This is a genomic window from Streptomyces sp. NPDC042002 (genome assembly GCF_055588305.1).
In genome coordinates this window covers 1-25,984 of the sequence record NZ_JBVJCT010000039.1, presented here as the reverse complement: position 1 = coordinate 25,984, position 25,984 = coordinate 1, and the positions used below count along the sequence as shown (strand labels likewise).

Below are 25,984 nucleotides of genomic sequence, written 5' to 3'. Positions count from 1 at the left end.
GCATTCCGGACCCGCAACTGGAGGGAATCGAGGCGAGCGTCCGACGACTCATAGAGCAGTCAGCACAGCAGGCCCAGCACCTCGACCATCTCGCCTCCGCACCCATGCCGGGCGCATCGCCGTTCGCCGCGTTCGGTATGCCGGGGCTCGGCGGGCCGTCTCCGACCGCGCCGCCGGAGCCCCGCCCGATCCTGGAACTGGACGGAGAGGAGCGCGAGGACGAACTCGACGCGCTGTCGGACTGGGTCGACGACTTCTTCCTCCCGGTCTACGGGGCGGAGGTCACCACCGCGGCCCCCTGGTGCCTGCAGTGGCAGGAACACGACGACGTCGTGGCCTGGCTCCACGCTCTGTGGCTCGCTTACCAGCAGTACAAGGACCCCGAGGCCGGGCTCTCCGGCCTGTTCGTGTGGCACCGGGACTTCCTCACCCATGCCGTGGCGGCGATCCGCGCGCCGGGCGGCCCGCTGTCGGCCTGCATGACCTCTCCCGATCGGCCCGCGCACCGGCTCCTGCCCGGTCCGCCGCCATCCGTGCGCACAGAGCCGGCGACCACCGGGCCCGCTGAGCCGGACGAGCCGACGTCATGAACGCGGGACAGGCAGAGCCCGCCTTCGGCCTGAGTGCCTGTTCCTGATGCCTGCATGACAAGCGGTCTGAAAAACTCGGTGGACATCGCATGGGCCAGCAGCGAGTGTTGACGGAATGCAGCAGGAGAAGATCTGGGACGCCGATACCGCCCAGCGCTATGACACGCCCGACTCCGGAATGTTCGCGCCCGAGGTCCTGGAACCGACCGTGGACCGTCTCGCCCAGCTCGCAGGTGGCGGAGAAGCGCTTGAGTTCGCCATCGGGACCGGTCGGGTAGCCGTCCAGCTCGCCGGGCGAGGAGTCTCTGTCACCGGCATCGAACTGTCGCTCCCGATGGTGGAGCAACTGTGAACCAAGGCAGATGAAGCAACGATCCCAGTCATCATTGGTGACATGGCGACCGCCGTCGCCCCTGGGAAGTACACCCTCGTCTACCTCGTGTACAACACGATCTCCAACCTGCTCACCCAGGCTGAGCAGGTCGAGTGCTTCCGCAATGCCGCCCGCCACCTCACGCCTGGTGGGCGGTTCGTGATCGAGCTCTCGATACCCGAGCTGCGCAAGCTCCCACCGGGGCAGACGGCCACTGCCTGGCAGTCCGCCCCCGGCTACATCGGCGTGCAGACCTACGACGTCTTGCGTCAGCACGTCGTGTCGCACCACTTCCGGTTCGACGAGACCAAGCAGGCACACCTGTTCCGTAGTCCCCACCGCTACATCTGGCCGGCCGAACTCGACCTGATGGCTCAGCTGGCCGGGTTCGAACTGGAGACCAGGCATGCGGACTGGGCTGGCGCCGAATTCACCGCCGAGTCGCGTTCTCACGTCTCCGTCTACCGAATCCCGTCGGCGCAGTAGCTCCGCATGGCCGGGATCGTTGCCACGTCTGTGACCTTGCCCCATGCGCGCGTCGTGATGAGGCAGGGCCTGTCTCCACACGGTCTTCTTGTGGCGGCCTCGTACGTTGACAGGCCGAAGGACCGCTGAGAGGCCGCCGGGACTCCCGACGGCCTCCGCCCTTTCGTACGGTGTCCGCATGTCCAGGGATAAGGTGCCCCGGCTCAAGCTGGTCGTGGTCATGGACGACGACCCAGGGCCGCGGCTGTGCCGCGGGTGCGGTGGTCAGCTGATGCCGTCGGCGAAGTCGACGGCGGTGTTCTGCTCATCCGCGTGCCGGTCACAGCACTGGCGGCGGATGCGGCGGGCGCGGGCAAGGACCGAGGCGGTCCGGGCCGGTGTGGTCTCCAACTGCCCAGAGTGCGGCGCGTCGTGGACGGTCGGGGTCGAACATCCCGCCTCGGCAACCTACTGCTCTCCCGCCTGCCGCAAACGGGCCTGGCACACGCGGCGCGCGCCCTCCGGCGGGGTGTGAGCCTGCGCGTTCGGTGCTGATGGGGCCGCTTCGGGCGCCGGGCCGTACGCCCTTGGCTGCCGGGCGAGGCGGTCGGAGGGTACGAAGTGACGGGTTTCCAGGGCGTGTTGACGGCACGCGAGGGTGTTGTCCCCGGGGCTCGTGGGGGTGGTGTCCGGATGACCGGGATGGTCGGCAGTGTGACCCGACAGCGCTACGACGAGCTGGTAAGGCTGGGGCGGGACTGGGTCGAGACGATGAGCGGCGTCCAGTGGCAGCTCGGGGACGCCGGCCTGGAGATCGAGCCGATGCGCTCCTACGGGGGTACGAACCCGTCGGGGAGCGAGGAGTTGTTCACGGTCAGTGAGGCGATCCGGATGTTCGCCGAGGACGTCGGCCTGGCCTATTCGACGGTCCGGGACTACCGGTGGGTGGCCTCGCGCTGGCCGAAGGAACGCCGGCGGACGGGCGTCTCCCACACCATCCACAAGATCCTCGCGTCCATCCCCGGCGGGCAGGAGCGGTTCGAGGCGGTCGACAACCCCCCGCCCAACCCGCGCGGCGGGCCCGCACGCTGGACGCACGACAGCGCGAAACGGATCGTCGGCTGGAAGGTCGACACTCCCGAGAGCGTCCAGGAGAAGGTGGACGCGATCCACGACCTGGCTGCCGACGACCAGGTCGCCGCGCGGGTGGCCACCGACTTCCTGCGCCGCCCGGCAGTCGCCTCGAAGGCCATGGCCGACGACACGGCCAGGCATGCCGTGAACGAGGCGCAGTTCGACCAGTTCCGCCAGCAGGTCCAGTACGGGCAGGAGGAGGCGGCTCCGCAGCTGGACCAGCTGCGCCGCATGGAGCACAGCACCCAGTTCATGGACCTGGTCGCGGCCTGCACGCAGTTCACCGTCACGGCCGGAAGGATCGTGCCGAACCTGCGCGGCGAGCCTTACGACGACGCCGAACGCGAGACGATCCTGCGGGGACTGACACGGGTGCGGGCGTCGGCGGACTGGATCGAGAACGCGGTCACCCGCGGCGAGGTCGACCTGGACGAGCAGCTCCAGAAGCTGCTGAAGGGCTCGGGCGAGTAGCGATGGGGCGGGGCGTTCCCGCTCACGTCCACGCCGAAGCCGTCCTGTCCGCCCTGCTGGAGGCCCGTCCCGCCGGTCTGACGATCGTCCAGCTGATGGCGGCCACCGAGCGCACCCGCGCGCAGGTCCACACCGGGCTCGCGCACCTGCGTCAGGTCGCCGCCGCGAAGGGGCTTCCGCCGGTGACCTGGGACAAGACGTGGGGCTACCGGATGCTGGAGGACGCGCCGGAGGTCTGGATCGGCTACGAGCGGGCGTTCTTCGAGTCGGTCCACCACCGGGTGGAGAACTTCATCGCCGGCATTCTCCTGCCGCACCAGAAAAAGAAGCCTGACGACCCCTACATCCGCACGGTCATGGCGCAGATGGGCGCGATCGAGTCCACCCTGCACCTCCTCTCCAACCTGGAGTGAACCCCTGGAAAGGCGACGGGCCGCGACCGCCCCACTCGTTGGCTCCTTTTCAGGTCGCGGCCCGGCACCTGGTCATGTCGCTATCCCGCTACCGCTACCCCTCCGACACCAGCGACCTCGAATGGGCCCTCCTAGAACGGCTCCTGCCCACCCCCGCCTGCCGGACCCTCAAGGGCGGGGCTCCGGAGAAGTGGCCCCGCCGGCGCGTCGTCGACGCCATCCGCTACATCACCGACAACGGGGCGAAATGGCGTGCGCTGCCTGCTGACTTCGGCATTCCGTGGCGCACGGTGTTCGGGTACTTCGCGCGCTGGGCGAAGGCCGGTGTGCTGCGGCACGTCCTCGATCAGCTTCGCCGGCGGTTGCGGCTTCGGCGACGGCGGTGTCCCTGGCCGGTCCGGGTGATCGTGGACTCGCAGTCCGTCAAGGGTGCGGAGACCGTGTCGAAGGCGACGCGCGGCTACGACGCGAACAAACATATAAATGGGAGGAAAAGGCATCTTCTGGTTGACCAGGACGGCCTCCTCGTCGACCTGCTCGTCACGCCGGCCGACGTCCAGGACCGGGACGCCGCCCGCATCCTGCTGACCCGCCTGCACGCCGAGCACCCCGAGATCGTGCTGGTCTGGGCGGACAACGGCTACGGCGGAGACGAGTTCGCCTCCTGGGCCCAGACCACCCTCGGCATCACCGTCAAGGTCGTCTCCCGACCCAAGGACGCCAAAGGCTTCGTCCTGTTGCCCAAGCGCTGGGTGGTGGAACGGTCGAATTCGTGGACGATGCGGGCCCGCCGAAACGCGCGGGACTACGAACGCCTCATGTCCCACGCCGAAGCCCACGTCCAGTGGGCCTTCATCACCCTCATGACCCGCCGCCTAACTCGACGGAGCCGCCGGACCGAGGAGACCCCCACTCCCCTTGCCCCATCCGCCTGACGGACCCTCCGGATGCCGTTCGCTTCGGCGTCCATCGACGCCTAACCGAACGGCAGACCCGATCAACACCCAGCCTCAATCCCTCCCGACCTGCGGAAAGAGGATGTGACACAGGCACTGAGCTTCGACCCCCGTGCCCTGACCGATCTCCTCCAAGCACCGAGCGACATCCGCGACCTTACTCTCGCCTACCTGCAGGAAGTCGTGAACGCGCAGCGCTTCGGGCTCCGTCTGGACGGTGACCTGGAGGGCTATCGCAAGCTGTTCGTGGACTCGCGCAAGGACTGGCGCATCGTCTATGGCGTCCGTCCGGCGCCCGCCGAGTCCGCGCACCGGAGGGAGATTCACGTCGTCGCGGTCCGGCCGCGTGCGGGCAACGACGTCTACGACGAGGTCGGGCGCCGCCTGGGGATGACACACCGGCCGCTGAGCGCCCGCACCCACGCGGCACGCTCCGGCTCCCCGCAGCTGACCCTGCACGGCCGCGTACCGCGGCCCGTCCCGCCGCCCGCCACGCTGCCGGGCCTGCCCCGTCCCGCGCAGAACCCCGCGCACCGTCACACCCGTTGAACGCACGGAGTCCCGCCGTGACCGCCGCCTCCGGCATCCGCATCCCTCACACCGACCTGCAGAAGCCGGAAGCCGCCGGCCTGGGCGCCCGGGATACCGGCCACCCCGTACACGCCAGCCAGCTCGTCGCGCTGACCGACGCCGGACGTGCCGCGCTGTCGGCCACCGGCCGGTCGCCCGCCACGGCCCAGGTACCGAAGTCGCCAGCCAGGCCCGGGCCTTGGGCGTTCACGCCCGCACCCCGGCGCTGATCTCCCCGAAAGGTTCTTGTTGTCCCCCACCGAACCGGCGCGGACCCGGAAGACCATCCCCCAAGTCGATTTCGAACTGGACGACTTCGACGCCGACGAACAGGTCTGCCTCGACTTCTACCGTCAGGTCGCCGTCTCCGAGGACATGCTCGTCCCCCTCGCCGAACACCACACAACCAACGGCGCGCACAGCTACTACGTCCTGCTCGACCGCACCGCCACCTGGGGACACCCCGGGATGCCCCACATGGTCGCCGTACACCTTCAACGAGACCGGGAGAGAAGGACGTTCAGCTTCGAGCACGCCCCGCTGCCGCTGCCGGCGATGGCACAGTCCTGGCTGATCCATCGCGGCTGCCCGCCCGACGCGATCGGTCTGAACCCCGAGCTGGATTCACCGCCGGCGGACGAAGCGACGCGGGCGCTGGAGCAACGCCTCGCAGCCGACGGCGACCACTACTCCATCGGCTACTCCTACACCCGAGACGACCCGGACGACATGGTCACCGTCGTGGTCCTGCGCGCCCTGGATGAGCGAGCCCCCTCTCCGTTCCACGTGGTGATAGAGGAGATCGACACCAAAGCGTGGACCCACACCCTGCGGGAGGGCGGCTTCGCCACAGCCGAGGAGGCCCTGCAATGGTGCGATGACCGGCTCACCGGCGAGGCCGGCCCCCTTCCGTCGGTCCGCCCGGCAGCGGCAGCACCGCGCTCGGCCGCACTGCCGAAGGCCCCTGTTCCCCGCCCGCCTGGCCGCGCACGCTAACCACCAGAGCCGACTGGCGCGCCGGAACATAGCCGACGATCGCCGGTTAGCCAAACCGGCAATTCCCCGGACTCTTATACAGCCGCCGGGACAACTCCCGTGGCGCCATTCCATGCAACTCCTGCGCCTTCACGGAGGGTTCTTCCGCATGCGCTCCACCCGAATCGCCATCTCCACGGCGATGCTTGGCGCGCTCGTTCTGCCGGTGCTGTCCGTCACCGCCGCCAGCGCGGGCACCACTGTGACCGCCTCCTCGGCCAGCAGCTGCTCGTCCCTGCCGGCGCTGCCGTACGAGGTGTACGCCAAGGCTGTGACCATCCGGTCCAAGGCCACCACGAAGTCCACCGCGCTCGGCGTGCTCTACCGCGACCACGGGACTGGGTCTTGGGGAAGTACGTCTACCGCGACTCCCACATGTGCCTGGACTGACAGGCACACAGCAGGTGCCCGTAAGCGGTGAGCCGCCGGGCACAGACGCCCGTTCGTATGCGTCCCGCAGCATCGGCCTTTCCCGAGAAGGAGATTCCCCCTTGTCCGACGGCACATCCGATGGCACTGAGGATGTCGTGGGCGTTCTCACCAAACGGATCGAAGCCCACTTCGGTATGGACATAGCCCAGTTGAAGGCCGCAGTCGCCACCGCGCCGACGGCGAACCCTGACGCCACGGATGTCATCAGGTGGCACGGCCTCCTCGTCGAGGCCCAGTCGGTGCTCGACCGCGCGGAGGACGACCTTCTCACCGCGCTGGAGACGCAGCCCAGCGAGGTCGACGACCCGACGATGGGCCTCGCGCACCGCGTGAACGCGGCCGTCACCGCCCGCGACGGCCGAGCCCTGGTGGTGCGGTGGCTCCTCGACCCGGACGCTCCGGGCAAGAAGGACCTCGCCGCCGAACGGCTGGCCCGCCTTCGCCCCCGAACGGGACCGGCGGTGCAGACCAACCCTCCACACCGACCCACGGGCGCACCCCTGCCGGCGTCGGTGCCGCAAGCGGGAAGGACCGTCCGATGAGCTGGTTCATGAAAGCCCCCGCTTGCCCCACTTCACGTCCACCGAGGTAGCCGGACGGATCGAGGATCTGTACGGGGCGCCGCTCGCCGACCTCGAAGCCCACGCGCAGGACCAGCCGCCCGGCATGCTCTCCGCTCTACTCGGCATGCACGACGATCTCGTCCTCGCCGAGCGCAGCATCGACTTCCACCGCGACCACCTCGCCCGGCTCATCCACCCCGAACGGCACATCGGCCAGCACGAGGTCTCCCACCTCCTTGACGGCGCCCGTCGGCTCGCCGAAGCAGTCGCCGTACGCGACGTACAGGCCAAGTCGCTCACCGTCGTCCTGCAGAGCCTCACCCGTATCCCGGCCCAGGTGCCGTCCCCGCCGGCTCCCTCGCTGCCCGTTCCGGCTCCGCACCGTCCGTCCCAGAGCACGGCCCACAGCCGCTGATCCGCGGGCGATTTCCCTTACGCACCCAGGAGTTCCTCCCTTGGCCATCACCGCTCTGCCCCCTGACACTGACGCCGATGTCGCCCGGGTCACCGAGGCCCTCGCCATGATCACCCCGCGCTGGAACATGCGGATCCTGTTGGCGCTCTCCGGGCCGCCGCTGCGTTACACCGAGCTGGCGGACAAGGTGTCCTGGCTGCAGAACGGCCAGCTCCACCCCAAGCTGCAGTCGCTGTGCGACGCCGGTCTCGTCGAGCGCACCGAACACACCGCACGGCACGTGACCTACGGCCACACCGAGCGTGGCGTGGCCCTGCTGTCGGTCCTGCCGGTGATCGTCACCTGGGCCGAGGAGCATCTAGAGACCGCGGAGCATCCGCTGCCGGCGATCGAGCAGATCGAGGACAGCCTGACCCTGCTCACCCGGCGCCATGCCGCCGCTATCTTGTGGGTGCTCAAGTCCCGCGAGGAGGTCAGCGGCCGGGCCCTGGCCCGGATCGTGATGCCCAGCAGCGACTGGACCAACATCTACCCGCCGCTGCGGCAGCTCGTCGCCGACGGCCTGGTCGACACCGAGGGCATCGGCCAGCCCTACCGGCTGTCCGCGGCGGGCGACGGCCTGGGCCCGATTCTCGGCGCCCTGTCCGCGTGGTCCGCCGGGCAGCCCCTCAACCAGGCGGCCCAACATCCGCTCTGGGGGCACCCGCAGGCGAAGCCGACGCCGAGGCCGTGGGTCAGCAACCAGTCCCGGCCGACTCCCGCGCCGCTCCCGCAGGCACGGACGGGTGAGTCCTCTCCGGCGTGGCACAACCGCGACCTCTTCTCCCACGCCACGACCGCCCGCCCGAAGGCGGCCATCCAGGCAGGAGGCCCGCACCGATGACCAGCCGCTTCACCCCTGCCGAAGTACGCAACGCTGTCGAGCTGCTGGCCTCGCACTCCCTTATCCGCTTGGTCACCGAGATCGACGACAACGGGGCGATACCGCCGCGACGGCTGGCCGGTATCCTCCCGGACCTCTCCGCGCACCAACTGCGCCGCGCCATCGAAGAAGCCCACGCACATGGTCTCGTCCGCACCGTGCCCGGCGCCGGTCTGGAACTCAGCGAGTCCGGCACGGAGTTGGCCGACCTGTACGGCGCGGCTGCTCGCTGGGCCCGGCGCCACGGCTCCCCGGCACCGGTCTGCGAGTTCAGCAGCCGCATCCGACACGTCCTCGACCTCCTGGCGCCTTCGCTCGCTACCGAGCACGCCGACGGCGTCCCCCGCCCGAACGCTGCGGACCACCTGCCCAGCACCGAGGCCGAGGCGGACCTCGCCCGTCCCCGCGCTCTCCTGATCCAGTGGCTGACCAGCAATCCGCAGGTCACTGTGGTGCCTGAGCCCGAGCCGGTCGCGTGAGCACGGCGGTCACACGTCGGCACGCACGCCACACCGGCGAGCTGCTGCGCAGCATCTACCTGCCGCGCGCGGCGGACGCCCTCGCGTTCGCCATGTCCACCTACGGCATCCCGCTTCTGGTCCTGGCCACCACACGCTCCGCAGCGCTAACAGGCGCGGCGTTCGCCATGGAATGGGTGCCCCGTCTGGCAGCGTTCGGATGGGCCGGCACGATCGTCGACCGGCGCGGGGCAGCGCACGTCTTCCACCTTGCATCCCTGGGACGCGCGCTGGCCCTCGCTGCTGGCGCGATCCTTCTCCACCTCCACCCGTCCGGCACCGTAGCGATCACGACCGTGATGACGCTCGCGGCGACCACCGGCGTGCTCACCCAATTCAGCTACATCGCGGCCGAGACCGCGGGCGCCGCCGCCGGCCGCCGAGCAGGAGGGCGGGCTCACCGCGTCCAGGCCGTCCTGCTCGGCATCGACCAGACCGCGATCCTTGCCGGACCGGCGCTCGCCGGAGTGCTCCTGCTCGCCGGCCCGCCGCCGATGCTCGCGGTGATCACCGTGCTCTCGCTTCTCGCCGCGGTGCTCGCACTGCGCACACCACCCTCGCCCGTCGCCCCGGCCCACACGCCGAAGGCGCAGGCCGGTGCCGGGTGGCGCACCATCCGCACTCTGCCTGCGCTCGGCTGGCTCGTGACCGGGTTGGCCCTGTCCAACCTGGCCACCGGACTCCTTCAAGCAGCCGGCCCCGTGATCGTCGTCCAGCACTTCGGGCAGTCCACCACCGCCGTCGGCCTGGTCTGGTCCGCAGCCGCCGGTGCGACGCTCCTCAGCGTCACCCTCTGCCGGTTCGCGATCGACCGCCTGGGCCTGTGGCCGGTCGGCGCCGCCTGCGCGGCCCTCGCCTCGCTCGCCTGTCTCGCTGTCGCCCAGGCACCGGACTACCTGTCCTACCTGGTCCTCGTCGCGGTCCTCACGGCGGCAGATGGCGGCATGACGGTCGTGTTGCGCACGCTGCGCTCCCGCCTGATCCCGCCGGAGAAGTTCGGCAGCACCCTGTCGGCGACCATCCTCATCCTCCTGGTGCCCTTCCCCGTCGCCGGTGTACTGACCGCGCTGACCCCGCCCGACGCGATGGGCCACGTCATCACTGCCTGCGCCGTCCTGCAGGCCCTCGGCCTGCTCCTCGCCTTCACCCGCCTACGCACCGACCCCGCCCTGCGCACGTGACCCGTCCAGCACCCCAGCCTGTGGATCACTCCAGGCCCCTTGCCTGCCCCGGGGCGAGCCGGGAGAGCGGTCGCACCACCACCGAGTGCTTCCACGCCGTAGACGTACACAACCCGCACGTTTACCGCGCCCTGGAACGCATGGCCGCCCGCCGCCTGGCCACCGGTATCGCGCCGCCTGACGGTCCCCGCTCCCGGCCACCGATCGCCCCGTTCGACAGCGAGGTCCCACCGAGCCGCAGACCACGCGTCGATTGCTCGCCGAGCGCCCGCAGTGGCCCTCCACCACCGGGGACGCCGCCGACACAACCCCCGCACCCCCACCCATCCCGAGGAGATTCCTCTTGTCCGACCGTCCTGTCGTTCTGGTCGTCGCCGCAGCTGACATGGAGGCCGAGGCGTACCGCAGGTATTGCCTTCAGTCCGTGGCCGCCGCCTATGACGTTGTCCTGATTACCAGCGAAGAGCCCTCGTGGGAGGTGCCCTACCTGCGGGACTGCGTGGTCGTGTCCGACCCGACCGATCAGGCGGCGCTCTCCGCCGCAGGCCGTGCGCTTGCCGCCCGCTACGACCTGGCCGGGGTGTTCACCTGGACCGAGTGGTACCTCGTCCCGGTCGCCCGCCTCGCCCGCCAGCTCGGCCTGCCCGCCAACGCCGCGGAAGCCATGCAGGCATGCCGCAACAAGGCCACGTCCCGTGCGCTGTTCGCACGGCACGGGGTGCCGTCGGCTGCCTCGGTGAGCGTGCGCACCCTGGCCGAGGCCGGGGCGGCGGCCCGGCAGATCGGCTACCCGGTCGTGCTGAAGCCCGCCGCGCACGCGGCCAGCATCGGAGTGATCCGCGCCGACACCCCCGAACAGCTCGCCACTGCCTTCAGGTTCGCCGACCAGGCGGCCGGGCTCGGTCGGGAGTCCACCAGCGTGCTGGTGGAGGAGTATCTCGACGGGCCCGAGGTATCGGTCGAGTGCGTCACCTACCGCGGCGAGACCACCGTGGTCGCGGTCACCCGCAAGACGGTCAGCGCTCCGCCGTACTTCGAGGAACTGGCCCACTGCGTGGACGCCGCCGACCCGCTGCCCGACGTAGTCACCCCCGTGGCATCGGCCGCGATCCGCGCCGTAGGGATCACCAACGGCGTCAGTCACGTCGAAATGCGGCTGGTCGACGGCCGACCGCGGCTCGTCGAGGTCAACGGCCGGATCGCCGGCGACATGATCGGCCACCTCGTCCAGCTCGCCACAGGCATCGACCTGCCGCGCGCCGCCGCCGACATCGCCTGCGACCGTGCCCCCGACCTCACCCCGACCTGGTCCTCGGCCGCCGCGATCCAGCTGATGTACCCGGATACCTCCGGCACCCTGCACCGTCTCGCCTTCGACGGCGTCAACCCCGGCTGGCTGGAGCGCGTGTACTTCCAGCACCAGGTCGGCGACCAACTGCTTCTCCCGGCCGACGGCGGCAACATGTGGACCGCGCGGATCGGCTACCTGATCACCACCGCGCCTAACGCAGAACTCGCCCAGGCCCGCGCCGAGCAGGCTGTCCGCCGCATCCGGATCGACGTCGCACCCCGTACGGCCGACGAGCCTGTTATTGAGGGGCCCCTCGCATGAGCTCCGATGTTTCCGTCCGCCGCAGCCGTGCCCTGCTGACGGGTTATTTCCTCGGCCTGGGCGTGGTGATGGCTGTCTGGGGCGCCCGGATGCCGGCCGTCCAGCACGCCGCCCACCTCACGACCGGCAGCCTGTCTCTCGTCCTGCTCGCTGCCGCCCTCGGCATGGTCGCCGGACTGCAGGCCGGCGGCCGACTCGTCCGGCCCGAACGGCTCCCTTTGCTCCTGATCGGCGGAGCTGTCGCACTGGCGGCAGCCCTCGCCCTGCTGGGGCAGTGCCGGACGCTGGCCTCGCTGCTCGCGGCGGCGCTGGCTTTCGGCGCCGCGCACGGTGTGCTGGACGTTGCCGCGAACACTGCGGCGGTCCGCTGCCAGAACGCCATCGGCCGACCGGTCATGTCCTCCTTGCATGCCGCGTACTCGATCGGCGCGCTGGGCGGCGCCGCCCTGGCCGCCGCCACTGCCGGCCAAGCCCACAGCACCCTGTTCCTTGCGGTCGGCGTCGTACTGACGGCGAGCGTACTCGTGGCCGGCCCGCGCACCCTCGCTCTGAGCGGCGCCGACCACTCCACGACCTCCGGGCCCCAGCGGTCCGGTCCGGGCCGAGCGGCTGGAAGGGTATGGCTGCTCGGTGTGCTGGCGGCTGCGAGCCTGCTGGGGGAGGGGGCGGCAGCCGACTGGGCCGCCGTGCACGTCCATGCCCTACACGCCGGCGCGGCCGTCGCCGCCAGTGCCTTCGCCCTCTACAGCACAGGCATGGCGATCGGCCGGCTGACCGGTGACCGGCTCACCACCCGCTTCGGTGCCCCCGCCGTGGTCCGCACCGGCGCGGTGCTCGCCGCCGCCGCACTGGCCACCGGCATCCTGGCCGACAACGTGCCGGCGGCGCTGGCCGGCTGGGCGATCTTCGGGCTCGGCCTGTCCGGCACCGTCCCTTCCCTGATCACCGCCGCCGGGAGACACGGCCCGAGGGCCGTCGCCACGGTTTCCGTCACCGGCTACCTCGGCCTGCTCGCCGGACCGGCCCTCATCGGCGCCCTCGCCAGCGCCACCACCCTGCCCACGGCACTGCTGCTGCCCGCCCTCCTCGCAGTCGCCCTCGCCGCCCTCGCCCCTCGCGCCCTGGAGAACACCACCCCTTGACCCTCCCCACCAGCCCTGACGCCGTCATCCTCGACTACAACGGCGTCATCGGACTGCAGCCCACCCGAGCCCACTGGCTTCGCCTGGCCCGCACCGCCTCCTGGCCCGACCACGATCTCGCAGGCTTCCAGCGCGCCTTCTGGAACGCCCGCGACCTCTACGACGCCGGCCAGCTCAGCGACCTGGCGTACTGGGCCCGCGTCCTCGGCGCCCACCCCGGCTCCCGCCTGCTGCGCGAACTCCTCGCCGCTGACACAGCTATGTGGACCGAGACCGACGAGAGCGTCCTGGCCGTCCTACGCCGCGCCCACGCCACCGGGCTGCCGATGGTGCTGCTGTCCAACGCACCGGCCCACCTCAGTACCGTGCTCGACACCCACGAGTGGCGCCGCACGATGATCCAGGCGTTGTACTCGGCCCGCCTGGAGCTGTGCAAGCCCGACCCGGCCGCCTACCACCACGCGCTGCAGGCCACCGGGATCGGTGATCCACAACGGGTCCTGTTCGTGGACGACCGTGCCGACAACTGCCAGGCCGCCGCCCGCTTGGGCCTACGGACGCTGCACCACACCGGCTCCAGCGATGCCCTCCACGAAGCCCTGCTGCCTGCTCATTGACCCGTCCGCCTTGACCACCAAGGAACCTGTGACCCCTCACGACGACCTGCACGCGATGGACGGAGACGTCTTCGTTTCTCCGCGCCACCTCGCCTCCACCACCGGCATCGGTGACCCCGCCCTCGCCCCGCTCCTCGAGCTCGGCTGGGACCTCCAGCACGATGACCTCGGCAACGCCTACCTCAACGCCCCCGACCGGCGCGTGCGCCTGGGCTACCTGCCTGAAGGCGAGGACGACGGGCTCTGGCGCATCAACGCCTACCGCGATCCGTTCGGGCCGCCCACCTGGGGCGTCTGTTTCAACGACCGTGTCCCCACCGAGCTCGTGGCCGCCTTCACCACCGTTCTCGCCACGGCCTACGAGCAGGGGCCGGACGCCTACCTCGCCAGGCCCTCAGCCGGGATCGACGAGCACGACCCCTTCCTCGCCGTCGTCCCGCTCCTGAAACAGGGCTGGGAAATCGACCGCCCGCGCTGGGGCGTCTTCGCGGTCCAGTCCCCGGACGGCCTTGCCGGCCTGGAGTTCACCACCGGCGACCTCGATCCGGAGGCCGAGCTGACGACGTGCGACGCCCGCTGGCAACTGTGGGCGGGCACGTCCATCGATCGGCCCGTCTGGTACGCCACGGCCAGCACCGACATCCCCGTCGCCCTGCTCACCGCCGTCACCCAGTGCGTCGCAGATCCGGCTCCGCTGCCACGGTGGCGCGAGGACACCTTCAGCTACATCGAGGGCATGGCCCAGCTCACCCCCGTCCTCCCGCCCAGGTCGCCGGCCCCCACCCCGCTCGATGTGCGGAAGGCCGCCGCATCACGCCGCCCGGCCGCGCTCCCCGCGGCCAGCGTCCCGCGCTGGAGCACCACCAGCCGACCGGCCCTGCCCAGCTCCCGCCGATAGCACCGGCCCCGATCCCGATCGGAGACTCCTTGTCCCTGCAGGCACCCGAGTTCTTCGCCGAACTGTGCCTCCCCTTCCACGACAGCACCGTCGTGGGCAACACCTACTACGCTGCCCCGGTTCCGGGCACGCCCCTGCGGCTGCGGATCGACTTCAGCCGCACCATCTACGCGGACACCTACGGCGGGCTGCGCCTGGCCGTCGTCCACCCGGACCGCGGGGAGATCGACGCTGTCGCCCTCAGCTTCGTGGACCACGGAACCTTCCACCGCCGCGACGAAGCCCACAACACCAACCCCAACACCAGCGGGTACGGCACGTTCGGGAAATACCACCGTCCCGACCGGCCACCGTGGGACGGCGCCGTCACCACCGGGCTACGTGATGCCATCGAGCAGTACACCGCCGTCTGGTTCCCCGCCGCCTGGACCGCGTCCGCGTCGAGCCGCATGGCGGGCCGAACCCCGCACACGTTTCCCGCTGTGCCGGTCACCCGTAGCAGCGCACGCGCACGCTGAGCCGCGCCCACACCCTCCAGCCCCGGTGTTCCGCGCTTCCCGCAGGAGCCCTGCCCTGATGACCCACCCCTTGGAGAACCTCGACCCGGCTCAGACCGTGAGGCACCGCCTCACTGATCTCCATCGAGCCGTCCAGGACATTCCCGTCCACACCCGCCGCGCCATCTATGTCACAACCACGACAGCCAAGCAGTCACCCGGCAACACACCTGCAGCCCCGCAGCCTCCTGCCCCGGTCTCTGGCCGAACCCGATGACCTTCCCCGCCCCTTGATCAAGGAGCCCCTCTTCTCGTGCATCTCCGTTTCGTCCGCCGCACCGTTCGATCCGCTGCCGTCGCCGCCGCGGTAACCAGTACCCTCACCTGGGCGCCGGCCGCGACGGCGCAGCCGTCCGAGCCGGCGCCTTCGGCCTCCGTCGCTCCCGCAGAAACACCGGTCCCAGACGCGGGCAGCGTCGCGATTACCGCGAAGGACCCGGCCGGGGACGTGCTCCCCGGCGCCGGGTTCCTGCTGCTCGACTCCGCAGGCCAGGAGGCCGGACGAGGTAAGACCGACGCGCAGGGCAAGCTGGCCTTCCCCGACCTCGCGCCAGGCGTCTACCGGCTCAAGGAGACGGCCTCCGGCAGCCCGTTCCACGAGGTTGTCGTCGACCAGGACGTCATCGTCACGCCAGGCGGGACCACACGGCTGACAATTACCGACCCGTTCAAGGCCGCTAAGGTCCTCCTGCAGGTCAAGGACGATAGGACCGGCAAGCTCCTGCCTGGCGCGACTGTGAACATCGGTACCGGCGACTCGACGCTGCTCACCCTGACCACCAGCGCCAAGGGCACGGCCTCCGGAGAACTGCCTGTGGCGAGCCGGAAGGCGCAGTTCTGGGTCAAGGAGATCAAGGCCCCAGTCGGCTACGACCTTTACAAGCCGTCCAAGTCGTTCAGCGCGGGCCCCGGCGCCCCGGTGACCGTGACCGTCACCAACGCCAAGACCGCGACCGACCCGAAACCCGACCCCTCGGACAAGCCGACGCACAAGCCCACCGGAACCCCGTCCACCTCTGCGGACAAGCCGAGCAGCGGGGCCGGCGGGGCCAAACCCGCCTCGCCGGGCACCGGCACACCGGATGCCGACTTCTCGTCCACCGCCGCCGCGACCCCGGTCGGCGATTCCACGCCAAAGGTACCGGCGGGCTCCCTCGCCCATACTGGCGCTGGCGTCACACCATGGATTGCCGCGGGTGCAGGCCTCCTCGTCGCTGGCGGCGTCATCACTCTGGTCGTCGTCCGCCGTCGCACGGAGGACGGGTCCGAGCCCGACGACAGCGGCACGGCCAGCTAACCGAAGAGCAACCACCGTCAGCATGCCCCCGGGACACACTCCCATGGGCATGCTCGCGTCTCTCTACGCCGACCCGCTGGTCAGGCTTCGGCGCCAGCGGCGGGAGCGCTGCTGCTATCCGTACCCCTGGCCGAGTTCGAGCGCCGGGACGAGCATGGCCGCCGCATCCCAGTCGGTGCAGGCACGCGGCCCGTCCCGCATCAGCGCGTCCACGGCCTCCTGCGTGCCCAGCTCCGTCCCGCCGCCCGCGGAGTGACGGCACGTGGCGTCGTGCACGACCGTCCGCCCAGCGCCCGGGCGCGGGGCGGACGACCCAACCGGGGGCCAGCCATGGCGGAGGGCCGGGCAGACGGCGGGTCGGCACGCCGGAGAGATCCACACCCTCGATGGGCGTCAGCTGCCGATCGGTCACCCAGACCGTGTACTCGGCTACCTCGCCCCCGTCCGAGCACGAGACCCAGGACGGGACGCCCACGAGGTAATGCCACGGGCGCGGACCGGCTACCTCCCGCCGCTCGTGGAGCCGGACCCGCACGGTCTGCCCGTCAGGCAGCGTCAGCGCTATCTCGGCCGGAAAGCAATCGGCCGCCCGCCGGCCACCGTGCGGGCTAGTCACCTACCCGGCCCCGGGTTCCAGCTTCCGCGCCGAGGAGCGCAGCGTCGCCCGCTGCCCGGTCCCGATTTGCCGCCAGTAGGGGTGCCACCACACCTGAACCGACAGCTCCAGCAGACGCCGCCGCAGGACTGTCGTCCGCTGCCGGTTGGCCGTGTCGGCAAGACTCCGATAGGTCCGCTCCCAGGCGCACTGCGCGGCAACCAGATCCTCGGGAATAGCAGAGCAACGCATACCAGCTATTGCGTCATGTGTTCGATTTATGGAGCATCCTTGCAGGTAGGAGGCGTCAGTGCGCCTGGGGCGTAGCGCGATAGTTGGCCCTTGAGCGAGATGGATAGCCCAAAGAGAGCAGTCGGAACGTCCGGTCGGCGCCGTCGTGATCGTGCTGGTCTGTGCAGACGGCCGACTTCTTTGGGGGTTCTGAACCTGTGGCGTGACGTTGTTGGAGCCCCTCTCGTTGGGAGCCGGAGGTCGGTTCTCAGGGGGTGCCGCTCTGTGGCCGGTCGTTGCACAGGTCTCGGAGCAAGAGGTGAAAAGTGAGGGCTTTCTCGGTTCGGATGCCGTCGGGAACGCGGTACTGGACGGTCATCGATGACGGGTTGGACGTGGTGCGGCCAGCGGATCATTGGCTGCGCCATCTCCGCTTCGGTCAGCACCGCGCGGAGCTGACCACGAAGGCGTATGCCGGTGACGTCGCCCTGTACCTGAGTTGGTGCCGACGGACCGCGCGGGACTGGCGGGTAGCGGCCCAGGATCTGGGCCTGTTCATGGTGTGGCTGAAGTACACGCCGGTACAGGCCGACGGGTCGGTGGGCGCTGTGGTGTCCGGGCCTGGAGCGGTGCCGGTTCGGGGCGAGCGGCGGGTCAACCGCGTCCTGACCGGGGTGCGCGGCTTGCTGGCTCATGCGATCCGGATCGGCGAGGTGCCGCCGTGGGTGCTCGGTCAGATCTACGAGCTGGCCGACACCCGGGATCTGCCGCATGAGGCCCATGTCGAGGGTGCCGGGCTGGAGTACCGGCTGAAGGCACGGCACAGGCTGCAGGAGCCGAAGTCACAGGTGGACCGGGCCAGCGACGAAGCAGTGGTCGCGATGTTCCAGGCGTGCCGCAACGCACGGGACCGGCTGATCGTGCTGCTTCTGGCCCGGGTCGGGCTACGCCGGGGCCAAGTGGCCGGGTTGCGCCGCGAGGACTGCCACCTGCTGATGGACTCCCGCGCGCTGGGCTGTGATGTGGAAGGCGCTCACCTTCATGTCGTGCGGCGGCAGAACCCCAACGGGGCGTGGTCGAAGTCCCGCCGCACCTGGGCGATGCCGGTGGACTTCCTGGTCGTACAGGCTTTCGATCAGTACGCCGCTGAACGGCACGAGCGGCTGGGCGCCGGTGGCGGCGACTTCTTGCTGGTCAACCTCTTCCGCCCGCCGCTAGGGTCGCCGGTCACGCCGGACGCGATCGGCGATCTGATCGAGGCCCTGGCCCGGCGGGCCGGAGTGCAGGAGCATGTGGCGCCGCACCGGATGCGCCATGGCTTTGCCAGCAACGTCGCGGACGCCGACGGCACGCTCGATGAGATTCAGAACCTGCTGGGGCAGTCACAGCCGACGTCGGCCCAGCCATATCTACACCCCTCTCCTGGGCGTCTGCGTGCGGCGATCGAGCGGGTGCCGACGCCGCGCGAGCTGGTCGACGGGGTGGGCCGGTGATGATCAGCCTGCCAACGCCCCTGTTGCCCGAGACGGACGAGTTTGACGCGGTCACCGCAGAGCTGTGGGCGGCTGTCGATACGGACTTCCTGGCGCTGCTCGGCTGGGAGCCGCAGATGCGGGTGCTGTACTTCCCGCACGACCACCTCTACCTGGGTGTGAAGGCCTGCATCCTCTACCTGGGTGTGAACGCCTGCATCGTTCCGGCCTGCTACCGCGCCAGTACCTACGCCTGCGGGCTGTGCTCCGGCTGCCGGAGCCGCTGGAAACGACAATGGCAAGACCTCAGTCCCGAGGAGTTCGCCGCGTCGCCCGCGGCCCAGGCCGGGCGGTATCTCGGCATCGAGAACTGCGTGATCACCGACTGTCCGCGGCCCTGGAAGGGTGCACAGGTCCGGTTGTGCGCGGCGCACAACTACCAGCGGACGGTCACGCTGAAGCTGCCCATGGAGGACTTCCTCCTCCACCCCGACGTGAGAGCACTGAAGTCGTATGGGTTGTGTCAGACCGCGGCCTGCGTGCGGCAGCGGCCGGGGAAGACCTCGCCCTACTGCGAGGCCCACAAGGCCCGGCTGCGTGCCCTTCGACGCCGCGTCAGGGACTTCGACGAAGACCACTGGCGGCGCACGGTGACGCCGATCGACGAGGCCAACGAGGTCAACCTGCGCGGCCTGCCCGACCGTGTCGTCACCGAAGTCCTGTACGGCCTGCAGGAGCGGATCCGGGACTGCGTGCGGACCCCGTACTACAAACTGCGCCCATTCTGCGACCTGCTGCGCCAGCGGCAGGTCTCCTCGATCGAGGAACTGGAGCTGACCGACCAGAGCAGCGGACTGCATCGGCAACTGCGCGACGCCTTTTGCCGGTACGCCAACCGCCGAGGACTGTCCCCCGAAACCGAGCGCCACAAGGACCTGTGGGATCTCCAGGCGTTCGGCCACACCAAGTGGCTGCGGTTCACCGGCATCACCCAACCCTGGCTGCGGCAGGCCGCGAAGATGTGGGCGTGGGACGACCTGCCCCGGCGCCGCGGCGACAACGTCGGCGACACGGTGCAGTCCCAGGTCAACGCGCTGGAGAAGCTCTCCGAGAGCCTGCGCCTGCAAGGCCCGGACCATGGCGACCACCCGGCCGCTCTGGGCCGCGGGGACATCGTCGCGTTCGGAAACCGCCTGGCCTTCCTCGAACAACGCGGCGACATCACGCTGCGGAGCCGCCACGACAACTGCACCTACGTGCGCCGGGTCCTGATCCGGATGCGGGCGATGGGGCTGACCCGGCCGGGCCAGCCCTTGCATGGACTCCCGGACGACTTCGCCATGGGGTTGGAGGACGTGCCCGCCTTGCCCGACGAAGATGAGGCGGGCCACGACCTGCCCCCCCGAGGTCATGGAGGTCCTCTGCGCCAACCTGCCGCAGCTGGAGGAGGCCCACAACCGGGAAGCCCGCCTCGCCATCGAGCTCCTTATCGATACCGGCCGACGCCCCGTCGAGATCTGCAAACTGGCCTGGGACTGCCTCCAGCGGGACGGCGACGGCAAGCCGGTCCTGATCTACGACAACTACAAGTCGCACCGCTACGGGCGCCGCCTTCCGATCCCGGAAGCGACCGCCGGACTCATCACCCAGGAGCAGGAACGCGTCCGCGCCCAGTACCCGGATACGCCGCAGAACCGGCTCAAACTGCTGCCGACGACCTACCGATGCGTGGATGGCACCCGCTCTATCAGCCCCGCTTGGGTCTCCGGCAGACACCGGATGTGGGTGGACTCGTTGCCCGACATCCACGTCGCGGCCAAGGTCGAGATCGAGGGGCAGCCCGTCACGAAGATGCTGCCATTCGACAAGTCCAAGATCTTCCCCTACGCCTACCGGCACACCTACGCGCAACGCCACGCGGACGCCGGAGTCCCCGTGGACGTCCTGCAACTGCTCATGGACCATGAGCAGTTGGTCACCAGGCAGCAGTACTACCGCGTTGGAGAACAGCGCCGCCGGGAGGCTGTCGAGCGGGTCACCCAGATGCAGTTTGACCGTCACGGCAGCCGCGTCTGGAGGCAGGCCAAGGCACTTCTGGACACCGAACACCTCCGGCGAGCCGTCGGTGAAGTCGCCGTCCCCTACGGGGTCTGCAGCGAACCGTCCAACGTCGCCGCGAACGGCCAGGACTGCCCCGTCCGCTTCCGCTGCGTCGGCTGCGGCCACTTCCGCACCGACGTCTCCTACCTGCCCGACCTGGAGACCTACCTCGCCGATCTGCTCCGCAACCGCGAGCGGCTCCTGGCCACGGTTGACGCCGACGACTGGGCGAAAGCCGAGGCCCTGCCCTCCGACGAGGAGATCAGCCGAGTCCGCCGCCTGATCCGCCGCGTTAAAGACTCCGTCGACGATCTCTCCGACGAAGAACGCGCCGAGATCGACCAAGCCACAACCCTGGTCCGACGTGCCCGCAACAGCGTCGTCCACCTCGGCCTGCCCCGCGTCCGCCAGCCCCTGCCCGACATTCGACCGAACCGGACCGCATGAACACCAACCCCCTGATCGAAGGCCGCAAGGCCGACTCAGCCCGCCGCCGACAGCGCGTCATCAAGGCGATCAACACGGCCAGGCGAGCCGGCACGACCATCAGCGTCTCGGGCATCGCACGGCAGGCCGGAGTCGACCGCGCCTTTCTTTACCGCCACAAGGACCTGCTCGCCCAAGTCCACGCCGCCAGCGCCGAACCGCCCGGTGACGACACCGGTCCCCTCGTCAGCCGGGCCTCCCTGCAGGCTGACCTGGCAAACGCCCTGGACCGCAGCAACCGCCTCACCGCCCGTGTGCGACACCTGGAGACCAAGCTCTCCGAACTCCTCGGCGAGCAGGCATGGCGAGAGTCCGGCCTCGGAGCCCCCGACGACATTGAACAGCTCAAGAGCCGAATCACCGTGCTGGAACAACAGGCCATCGACCTGACCGGACAACTCGAAGAACGCGACCAGGAACTCCAGGCCGCACGGGCGGCTAACCGCCAGCTGTTCAGTCGACTCAACACCGTACGGTCCGCGGAAGCGTGAGGGGAGGAGCCAAGGACACTTCTTGTCCATCGCTCCAGGCGTCGATCCGCTGACACGCAGGCTAACCCGACTATCGGGTAGGTGGGCAGGGTCACCCTGCGCGCTTACTGCTGGTCAGTGGATCGGGTTCGGGATGTAGGGAGACTCCGTCGAGTAGTCCGGAAGATCGCACTGCACGAGCCCGGAAGCGTTGTCCTGGAGCTTCTCGGCTCGTTCGAGGATGCTCGGCTGGAACTCCAGGAACGGGCAGTCCGTGATCAGGCCGCCGGGGGACGACTTGAAGTACCACACCACGCCACCGTGATGGCTGCACGCTCCGCTACGGCCGATCGACGGCGAACCCCATCCATCTCGACAGGTCGCTTCGTACGGCTGCCACAGGATGGCTGTCTTGGTCGGGGCCGGTGATGCGGAGGGCTTCGGCGCCGGGTCCTTGTCGTGGCTCCAGACGAATGCGCCCATGAACAATAGCCACGCCCACAGCCCTACGAAGCTGACGAAAACAAGACCGAACACTCCTCCCGCAGTCCAGACGACGATCTTCCTCATGGCCCGGGCAGCCCGCCGCCAGCGGCTCTGTAGAGCGCTCATCAGCGAACGGTCCGGGTTCTTCCTCGCCCGCGCGGAGGGTCAGGCAGCGGCTCGACTCGCGCGGCGACGGCACGCTGCCAGGTGTCGCCGACGGCGTCCCGGCACACCAGGCTGAGCTGAATGTTCGTGCGGTGCGTGTGGTAGTCCAGATCAACGTAGACGTCGTGTGTCCCGCCGGCGGCTATCGGCCCGATGTTGAGGTCCTGCTCAGGGCGGTACTCCGAGTAGCCGTGGTCGGGGTCGTACGCGCCCCGCATGCCCTCCACCCCGGTGCCGGTCGCACTGACAATGACCGAGCTCAGCGGCGGTCCGGAGTCCTGCTTGACCACCAGCTTCCCGCGCGGCACGTTCACGTCGGATTCGTCGATGTGAGCCGCTTCGATACTGAACTGCGGTCCGCGGGCCTCGAAGCGGTCCGCCTCCTCCCCCTCAATCTGCCGGAGCAACAGTGCTACCTGGGCCTCGGCAGCCCGGGCGGCGCCCTTGGCGATGTGCGCCTGTATGGCGGCGTAGCCGGTGGCGACCGCGCTCACCCCCGTCGCGACGATCGCGGTGATCAGCTCCCCGTGCACGGTTCCTCTTTCCTCCGCCCGCCCCCGTCTGGGGCGCCCGCCAGCCAGGGGCAGAACGGGAGGATAACGGTCAGCGCGAACGCCCGCTAGGCCGGGGTGCTGTGGCGGCTCGGGTGGTATCGCGAGCAGGGATGCAATGCACCGTTCCGGCTGGCGCGCAGACCTGCTGAGTAACCGGCAAGCCCGCTCGCCGAGACCTAACGGGGGGCCAGCCGAGGTACGGCCGGAAGGGATAGCGGAGTCTCCGAAGTAGCCGTGATCAGCGGGGATGGCGGGGTTGGAGGTGTACGGATAACCCCCGGTCACCGTACAGATCACCGGACGCCTCAAACGAGACGGCGCCGAGGCTGGTCACGGTCTCCCGAGGCTGAAGATCGCCTCCGTGCGGTGGGGGATCCCCCTACGAACAGCCCCGACCGGACATCAAGAAACACTGCCATCCCTTCCGGCCGTATCTCGGCCGCCCCCCAATTCGGCGTAGGCCGGGGCAGCGCAAGCGAAGCAGAAGTGCACACTGGCGTGGAGCCCGTCATCAGGGGCCAGATCCGCGACCCGGATGGCGTGCCGGACGATGGTGACGGACTGGCCGCACGTGGTGCAGGGCTCCACCGTGTCGTTGAAGAGGCCGCTGAGCTGTATGGCGATGTAGTCGGCCGCGATTTCTGTGGCTGACCATACGCCCTGGCAGAAGTGGCACTTGGCCACACCGGCCTGCACGCTGTCGTCGTTGGCGACCAAGGCGCCCTGGAAGCAGCGTGGGCAGGACAGCGTACGGTCCTCAAGCCCGCGCAGCTCGGGCGCCAGCCGCTGCATGCGCTGGTCTACGTAGCTCTCGATGCGGTTGAGGCCAGCCCTGACATGCAGCATGTGGCCGTGGGCCAGCTCCTGGTCATGTTCGTCTAGTTGTGGGAGCAGCTCCGCATCGAGGAACAAGACCAGGAAGTCCAGCACCTTGGCGATGCGTGCCTCGACCATGGGGCGGGTGTCGGTCGTGCCGTGGTGCTGGAGCTTGTTGCGTAGCTTCGCCAGCTCCGTCAGAGCGGCGGACTCGGCCGGGGCGATCGTGAGGCCCAGCTCCCTCAGCCGTTTCACCGCCTCCTTGGTACCGCAGCTCTTGAAGTCGCCCGCCAGGAACTCCTCCGTGGTGACCTTCACGGCGTCCTGGCACACCAGAGTCCAGTCCTCGATCCGCAAGCGAGCCTTTAGGAACACTTCGGCGGCGGCATCGAGGTGGAGGACTGCGTACTTGAGGTCTCGGGGCCCGGGTGCTTCCCCCAGCTCATCGTCAATCAGACGGTCCACCACGCTGGCGAGGTAGTCCAGGCCGTTGGCGAGGGGCGGGAAGTGCATGTCGGCCCCCGGCGTCTTGTCAGGGAGCCACCTCGGAACGCCGTAGGGATCCAGCGGGATCCCCTCCCGGTACGCAGCGAACCGATCCGCCCGCCGCAGCCGCTCCTCGGACTCCTGTTCAGTCATCTGATCCCCCTCCGCCGACGTACCGGTTGAGAGGCAGTATCACCGACGGCACCCGGAGCTGCAGGGCGTCGGCTGACCCAGCCCACCCCCCCCGCCCGAACTCCGTACGGTGACCGGGGGCTATCCGTACACCTCCACCCCGCCATCCCCGCTGATCACGGCTACTTCGGAGACTCTGCTATCCCTTCCGGCCGTACCTCAGCTGGCCCCCTAACGGAGCCGGCTATCGGGCTGAAGGCCCGAAGTAGCAGAGCTGGAGTGTCTCTCCGACGGTGAACTGGTCACCTGGGATCTTCACGGTGCGGCTCGGGATGGTGCCCTTGGGGCAGCTGACACCTTCGATGACGTAAGAGCCGGTCAGGTCCGGAATCGCGTCTCGAAGCTCTGAAGTGTCCAGCGGCGTCGCGGGGGCTCCCGCTGGCCCAGCTGGGCCTGCAGGGCCCTGCGGACCCGCAGACCCGGGCTCGCCATGCAGTGGAAGCAGGAAGACCGCCGCCGCAAGGGTGGTGGCCGAGCCGAGGAGGCCGCCGAGAAGCGCGGCTATCAGAAGGCCGGGACGAACACGATCGCTCATGACGGGAATCGTACGGCTCGTTTGAATCCCCCCGATCGCCCTGGAAGCAGGGACGAGACGGGAGCCTTCAGCACGGACCCGCGGCCAGATGCTGTGCTTGCCCGCCCGAACCGCCAGCCGGTGCTTGCGACCGCAGCAGCGCCGGGTATCTGGCGCCTCCTGAGGACCAGGGCCCGGCCAGCCAAGGGACAAATTCGACAGGTTGGTGCCTTCGGCACAGTCAACCGACGACTTCTGACGCCACGAAGGAGGGGAACAAGGTGACATGCCTTGCACCACACATGTTGCGATCAATATGGTGCTCAACCATAGCCACTGAGCTGCTAGGACTCCGTCGAGAGTCCGCCTCAGGGTCGGCGACCTCCAGAGAACTGGACGTGGACGCGCGTTGCCAAAGGGACGGAAAATCCGTCCGCATGAACGCCCCTCGATAGGCTCGCCAGGCGTGATCGATCTACACACGGGAGGTTGGGATGGACGCAGCGATAGCCGGTCTCGTCGGAGCGCTCGGCGGCGCGGTAGTCGGCGCGGGCGGCGCATGGGGCGCGGCACGCATCGCCCTCAAAGGCGCCATGTACCAGGCGGACAAGCAGGCATCCAGTGCGCACGAACAATGGCTCCGGCAGGTCCGACGTGAGGTCTACACCACCTTCCTCAATGATGCTCGCGTTCTCGCCGACGACATGGCGGACCTCACGTTGCGCGCCGCCACCATCGACTCTTCTGTTACTGACGACGAACGCCGGGACTCCCGAGAACGGTTCAGCAGCGCAATTCTGCGGCTCGAAAAGCAGGCTCTGGACATTGCTTTGGAGTCGCCGCGCGACATGAGCGCCCTCGCCCAAGGTGCGGTCTGGCACCTCAAGGAGCTGAACCGGGCGCTCGCTCGAACTGCCCATGGGAATGGATTTCCGCAGGCGACGAACGTGTACCAGCGACTCGACGACCTGACCGAGAAAGCTGCAGCCCATCTTCAGCAGCCAGCCCCCGGCCCGGTAGTTCGGACCGGCGGTCTGTCGCCGCGCCGCCTCTTTCGCAGACGACGCCGGGCGCTGTCCCCGCAGGCTGGCGATGCGTGAGGCCAGTCGCTAACGGTCGCTATCTGACCTTGAATCTGCATCGAAGTTGTCTAGCCTCGCTGTTTCAGTTGAGGATGATGGCTGGCTGCGCGGGGTCGTTTGGAGCGGTGTCGGTCGGTGGGCGTGGTGAGGGCCCGGCGCGGTGGGCCGGGTTCT

The 25,984-nt window shown here is 69.4% G+C and carries 28 protein-coding genes and 2 pseudogenes; 23 read left to right on the top strand and 7 right to left on the bottom strand.

Going from position 1 to position 25,984, the window contains the following annotated elements; translation table 11 throughout:
* The first annotated feature begins 50 nt into the window (after window positions 1–50).
* Window positions 51–590, top strand: a complete 540-nt coding sequence (locus tag ACZ6KY_RS35225) for a DUF4913 domain-containing protein (RefSeq protein ID WP_469314368.1) — start codon at window positions 51–53, stop codon at window positions 588–590.
* 115 nt (window positions 591–705) lie between these two features.
* Window positions 706–1,449 (top strand): annotated as a pseudogene (locus ACZ6KY_RS35220) (class I SAM-dependent methyltransferase).
* Between the two features lie 264 nt (window positions 1,450–1,713).
* Here ACZ6KY_RS35220 and ACZ6KY_RS35215 read toward each other — a convergent pair.
* Window positions 1,714–1,839: a hypothetical protein gene (locus tag ACZ6KY_RS35215; RefSeq protein WP_469314319.1), complete on the bottom strand. Its 126-nt coding sequence runs from the start codon at window positions 1,837–1,839 to the stop codon at window positions 1,714–1,716.
* Between the two features lie 282 nt (window positions 1,840–2,121).
* Between ACZ6KY_RS35215 and ACZ6KY_RS35210 the strand changes: the two genes are divergently transcribed.
* The 6 genes and pseudogenes from ACZ6KY_RS35210 (at window position 2,122) to ACZ6KY_RS35185 (ending at window position 5,968) form a co-directional block, all read left to right on the top strand.
* Entirely contained in the window at window positions 2,122–3,033 is a 912-nt protein-coding gene (locus ACZ6KY_RS35210; RefSeq protein WP_382013688.1) for a DUF6192 family protein, read from the top strand.
* Between the two features lie 2 nt (window positions 3,034–3,035).
* Entirely contained in the window at window positions 3,036–3,446 is a 411-nt protein-coding gene (locus ACZ6KY_RS35205; protein ID WP_469314318.1) for a RacP protein, read from the top strand.
* 74 nt (window positions 3,447–3,520) lie between these two features.
* Window positions 3,521–4,330 (top strand): annotated as a pseudogene (locus ACZ6KY_RS35200) (IS5 family transposase); the annotation flags it as partial.
* 156 nt (window positions 4,331–4,486) lie between these two features.
* The gene (locus ACZ6KY_RS35195; RefSeq protein WP_469314317.1) at window positions 4,487–4,951 is read left to right on the top strand and encodes a hypothetical protein; all 465 of its coding nucleotides are present in this window, start codon (window positions 4,487–4,489) and stop codon (window positions 4,949–4,951) included.
* 17 nt (window positions 4,952–4,968) lie between these two features.
* Entirely contained in the window at window positions 4,969–5,202 is a 234-nt protein-coding gene (locus ACZ6KY_RS35190; protein ID WP_469314316.1) for a hypothetical protein, read from the top strand.
* A gap of 16 nt (window positions 5,203–5,218) precedes the next feature.
* Window positions 5,219–5,968 carry a hypothetical protein gene (locus ACZ6KY_RS35185; RefSeq protein WP_469314315.1) on the top strand — a complete coding sequence of 250 codons (750 nt, stop codon included), beginning with the start codon at window positions 5,219–5,221 and terminating at the stop codon, window positions 5,966–5,968.
* Window positions 5,969–6,097: 129 nt separating this feature from the next.
* On the opposite strand, the gene ACZ6KY_RS35180 is transcribed toward ACZ6KY_RS35185, so the two are convergent.
* The gene (locus tag ACZ6KY_RS35180) at window positions 6,098–6,286 is read right to left on the bottom strand and encodes a hypothetical protein (protein WP_469314314.1); all 189 of its coding nucleotides are present in this window, start codon (window positions 6,284–6,286) and stop codon (window positions 6,098–6,100) included.
* Between the two features lie 212 nt (window positions 6,287–6,498).
* Here ACZ6KY_RS35180 and ACZ6KY_RS35175 point away from each other — a divergent pair, with 212 nt between their 5' ends.
* From ACZ6KY_RS35175 to ACZ6KY_RS35125, 11 genes are all read left to right on the top strand, one after another.
* Window positions 6,499–6,981, top strand: coding sequence for a hypothetical protein (locus ACZ6KY_RS35175; RefSeq protein ID WP_469314313.1), 483 nt, complete (start codon window positions 6,499–6,501; stop codon window positions 6,979–6,981).
* Between the two features lie 22 nt (window positions 6,982–7,003).
* Window positions 7,004–7,417, top strand: coding sequence for a hypothetical protein (locus ACZ6KY_RS35170; protein ID WP_469314312.1), 414 nt, complete (start codon window positions 7,004–7,006; stop codon window positions 7,415–7,417).
* Between the two features lie 40 nt (window positions 7,418–7,457).
* Window positions 7,458–8,300, top strand: coding sequence for a winged helix-turn-helix transcriptional regulator (locus ACZ6KY_RS35165; RefSeq protein WP_469314311.1), 843 nt, complete (start codon window positions 7,458–7,460; stop codon window positions 8,298–8,300).
* Window positions 8,297–8,818 (top strand): regulator, encoded by a 522-nt coding sequence (locus tag ACZ6KY_RS35160; protein WP_469314310.1) that lies wholly within the window; start codon window positions 8,297–8,299, stop codon window positions 8,816–8,818. Before ACZ6KY_RS35165 ends, ACZ6KY_RS35160 begins: the two co-directional genes overlap by 4 nt.
* Window positions 8,815–10,038 carry an MFS transporter gene (locus tag ACZ6KY_RS35155; protein WP_469314309.1) on the top strand — a complete coding sequence of 408 codons (1,224 nt, stop codon included), beginning with the start codon at window positions 8,815–8,817 and terminating at the stop codon, window positions 10,036–10,038. The genes ACZ6KY_RS35160 and ACZ6KY_RS35155 overlap by 4 nt, the downstream gene beginning before the upstream one ends.
* Window positions 10,039–10,423: 385 nt before the next feature.
* Window positions 10,424–11,650 carry an ATP-grasp domain-containing protein gene (locus ACZ6KY_RS35150; protein WP_469314367.1) on the top strand — a complete coding sequence of 409 codons (1,227 nt, stop codon included), beginning with the start codon at window positions 10,424–10,426 and terminating at the stop codon, window positions 11,648–11,650.
* Complete coding sequence (locus ACZ6KY_RS35145; protein WP_469314308.1) at window positions 11,647–12,792, top strand: MFS transporter; 1,146 nt, start codon at window positions 11,647–11,649, stop codon at window positions 12,790–12,792. The genes ACZ6KY_RS35150 and ACZ6KY_RS35145 overlap by 4 nt, the downstream gene beginning before the upstream one ends.
* Entirely contained in the window at window positions 12,789–13,409 is a 621-nt protein-coding gene (locus ACZ6KY_RS35140; protein WP_469314307.1) for an HAD family hydrolase, read from the top strand. Before ACZ6KY_RS35145 ends, ACZ6KY_RS35140 begins: the two co-directional genes overlap by 4 nt.
* A gap of 55 nt (window positions 13,410–13,464) precedes the next feature.
* Window positions 13,465–14,307 (top strand): SPDY domain-containing protein, encoded by an 843-nt coding sequence (locus ACZ6KY_RS35135; protein WP_469314366.1) that lies wholly within the window; start codon window positions 13,465–13,467, stop codon window positions 14,305–14,307.
* 29 nt (window positions 14,308–14,336) lie between these two features.
* Window positions 14,337–14,825 carry a hypothetical protein gene (locus tag ACZ6KY_RS35130; RefSeq protein ID WP_469314306.1) on the top strand — a complete coding sequence of 163 codons (489 nt, stop codon included), beginning with the start codon at window positions 14,337–14,339 and terminating at the stop codon, window positions 14,823–14,825.
* Between the two features lie 292 nt (window positions 14,826–15,117).
* Window positions 15,118–16,161: an MSCRAMM family protein gene (locus ACZ6KY_RS35125; protein ID WP_469314305.1), complete on the top strand. Its 1,044-nt coding sequence runs from the start codon at window positions 15,118–15,120 to the stop codon at window positions 16,159–16,161.
* A 114-nt stretch (window positions 16,162–16,275) separates the two neighbouring features.
* On the opposite strand, the gene ACZ6KY_RS35120 is transcribed toward ACZ6KY_RS35125, so the two are convergent.
* Together ACZ6KY_RS35120 and ACZ6KY_RS35115 are read right to left on the bottom strand one after the other, a co-directional pair.
* Window positions 16,276–16,542 carry a DUF6233 domain-containing protein gene (locus tag ACZ6KY_RS35120; protein WP_469314304.1) on the bottom strand — a complete coding sequence of 89 codons (267 nt, stop codon included), beginning with the start codon at window positions 16,540–16,542 and terminating at the stop codon, window positions 16,276–16,278.
* Window positions 16,543–16,777: 235 nt separating this feature from the next.
* Window positions 16,778–17,008 carry a hypothetical protein gene (locus ACZ6KY_RS35115; RefSeq protein ID WP_469314303.1) on the bottom strand — a complete coding sequence of 77 codons (231 nt, stop codon included), beginning with the start codon at window positions 17,006–17,008 and terminating at the stop codon, window positions 16,778–16,780.
* A gap of 305 nt (window positions 17,009–17,313) precedes the next feature.
* Between ACZ6KY_RS35115 and ACZ6KY_RS35110 the strand changes: the two genes are divergently transcribed.
* From ACZ6KY_RS35110 to ACZ6KY_RS35100, 3 genes are all read left to right on the top strand, one after another.
* On the top strand, window positions 17,314–18,480 hold the full coding sequence (locus tag ACZ6KY_RS35110) for a tyrosine-type recombinase/integrase (protein ID WP_469314302.1): 1,167 nt from the start codon (window positions 17,314–17,316) through the stop codon (window positions 18,478–18,480).
* Window positions 18,481–19,869: 1,389 nt separating this feature from the next.
* Window positions 19,870–21,006 carry a hypothetical protein gene (locus ACZ6KY_RS35105; protein ID WP_469314301.1) on the top strand — a complete coding sequence of 379 codons (1,137 nt, stop codon included), beginning with the start codon at window positions 19,870–19,872 and terminating at the stop codon, window positions 21,004–21,006.
* Entirely contained in the window at window positions 21,003–21,536 is a 534-nt protein-coding gene (locus ACZ6KY_RS35100) for a DUF6262 family protein (protein WP_469314300.1), read from the top strand. Before ACZ6KY_RS35105 ends, ACZ6KY_RS35100 begins: the two co-directional genes overlap by 4 nt.
* 114 nt (window positions 21,537–21,650) lie before the next feature.
* Here ACZ6KY_RS35100 and ACZ6KY_RS35095 read toward each other — a convergent pair whose 3' ends face one another.
* The 3 genes from ACZ6KY_RS35095 to ACZ6KY_RS35085 all read right to left on the bottom strand — a co-directional run bounded on the left by ACZ6KY_RS35095 (window position 21,651) and on the right by ACZ6KY_RS35085 (window position 24,175).
* The gene (locus ACZ6KY_RS35095; RefSeq protein WP_469314299.1) at window positions 21,651–21,998 is read right to left on the bottom strand and encodes a hypothetical protein; all 348 of its coding nucleotides are present in this window, start codon (window positions 21,996–21,998) and stop codon (window positions 21,651–21,653) included.
* Window positions 21,999–22,126: 128 nt separating this feature from the next.
* Window positions 22,127–22,699, bottom strand: coding sequence for a hypothetical protein (locus tag ACZ6KY_RS35090; protein ID WP_469314298.1), 573 nt, complete (start codon window positions 22,697–22,699; stop codon window positions 22,127–22,129).
* A 423-nt stretch (window positions 22,700–23,122) separates the two neighbouring features.
* Window positions 23,123–24,175, bottom strand: a complete 1,053-nt coding sequence (locus ACZ6KY_RS35085) for a hypothetical protein (protein WP_469314297.1) — start codon at window positions 24,173–24,175, stop codon at window positions 23,123–23,125.
* A 1,047-nt stretch (window positions 24,176–25,222) separates the two neighbouring features.
* On the opposite strand from ACZ6KY_RS35085, the gene ACZ6KY_RS35080 reads away from it, so the two are divergent.
* Window positions 25,223–25,828 carry a hypothetical protein gene (locus tag ACZ6KY_RS35080; protein ID WP_469314296.1) on the top strand — a complete coding sequence of 202 codons (606 nt, stop codon included), beginning with the start codon at window positions 25,223–25,225 and terminating at the stop codon, window positions 25,826–25,828.
* Window positions 25,829–25,984: the final 156 nt, after the last annotated feature.

Bases quoted from the DNA above. Each gene is read 5' to 3' on its own strand.
- ACZ6KY_RS35210 (WP_382013688.1), top strand. From the start codon at position 2,122: ATGACCGGGATGGTCGGCAGTGTGACCCGACAGCGCTACGACGAGCTG.
- ACZ6KY_RS35205 (WP_469314318.1), top strand. From the start codon at position 3,036: ATGGGGCGGGGCGTTCCCGCTCACGTCCACGCCGAAGCCGTCCTGTCC.
- ACZ6KY_RS35180 (WP_469314314.1), bottom strand. From the start codon at position 6,286: ATGGTCACAGCCTTGGCGTACACCTCGTACGGCAGCGCCGGCAGGGAC.
- ACZ6KY_RS35160 (WP_469314310.1), top strand. From the start codon at position 8,297: ATGACCAGCCGCTTCACCCCTGCCGAAGTACGCAACGCTGTCGAGCTG.
- ACZ6KY_RS35150 (WP_469314367.1), top strand. From the start codon at position 10,424: ATGGAGGCCGAGGCGTACCGCAGGTATTGCCTTCAGTCCGTGGCCGCC.
- ACZ6KY_RS35145 (WP_469314308.1), top strand. From the start codon at position 11,647: ATGAGCTCCGATGTTTCCGTCCGCCGCAGCCGTGCCCTGCTGACGGGT.
- ACZ6KY_RS35135 (WP_469314366.1), top strand. From the start codon at position 13,465: ATGGACGGAGACGTCTTCGTTTCTCCGCGCCACCTCGCCTCCACCACC.
- ACZ6KY_RS35115 (WP_469314303.1), bottom strand. From the start codon at position 17,008: ATGCGTTGCTCTGCTATTCCCGAGGATCTGGTTGCCGCGCAGTGCGCC.
- ACZ6KY_RS35105 (WP_469314301.1), top strand. From the start codon at position 19,870: ATGGAGGTCCTCTGCGCCAACCTGCCGCAGCTGGAGGAGGCCCACAAC.
- ACZ6KY_RS35100 (WP_469314300.1), top strand. From the start codon at position 21,003: ATGAACACCAACCCCCTGATCGAAGGCCGCAAGGCCGACTCAGCCCGC.
- ACZ6KY_RS35095 (WP_469314299.1), bottom strand. From the start codon at position 21,998: ATGGGCGCATTCGTCTGGAGCCACGACAAGGACCCGGCGCCGAAGCCC.
- ACZ6KY_RS35085 (WP_469314297.1), bottom strand. From the start codon at position 24,175: ATGACTGAACAGGAGTCCGAGGAGCGGCTGCGGCGGGCGGATCGGTTC.
- ACZ6KY_RS35080 (WP_469314296.1), top strand. From the start codon at position 25,223: ATGGACGCAGCGATAGCCGGTCTCGTCGGAGCGCTCGGCGGCGCGGTA.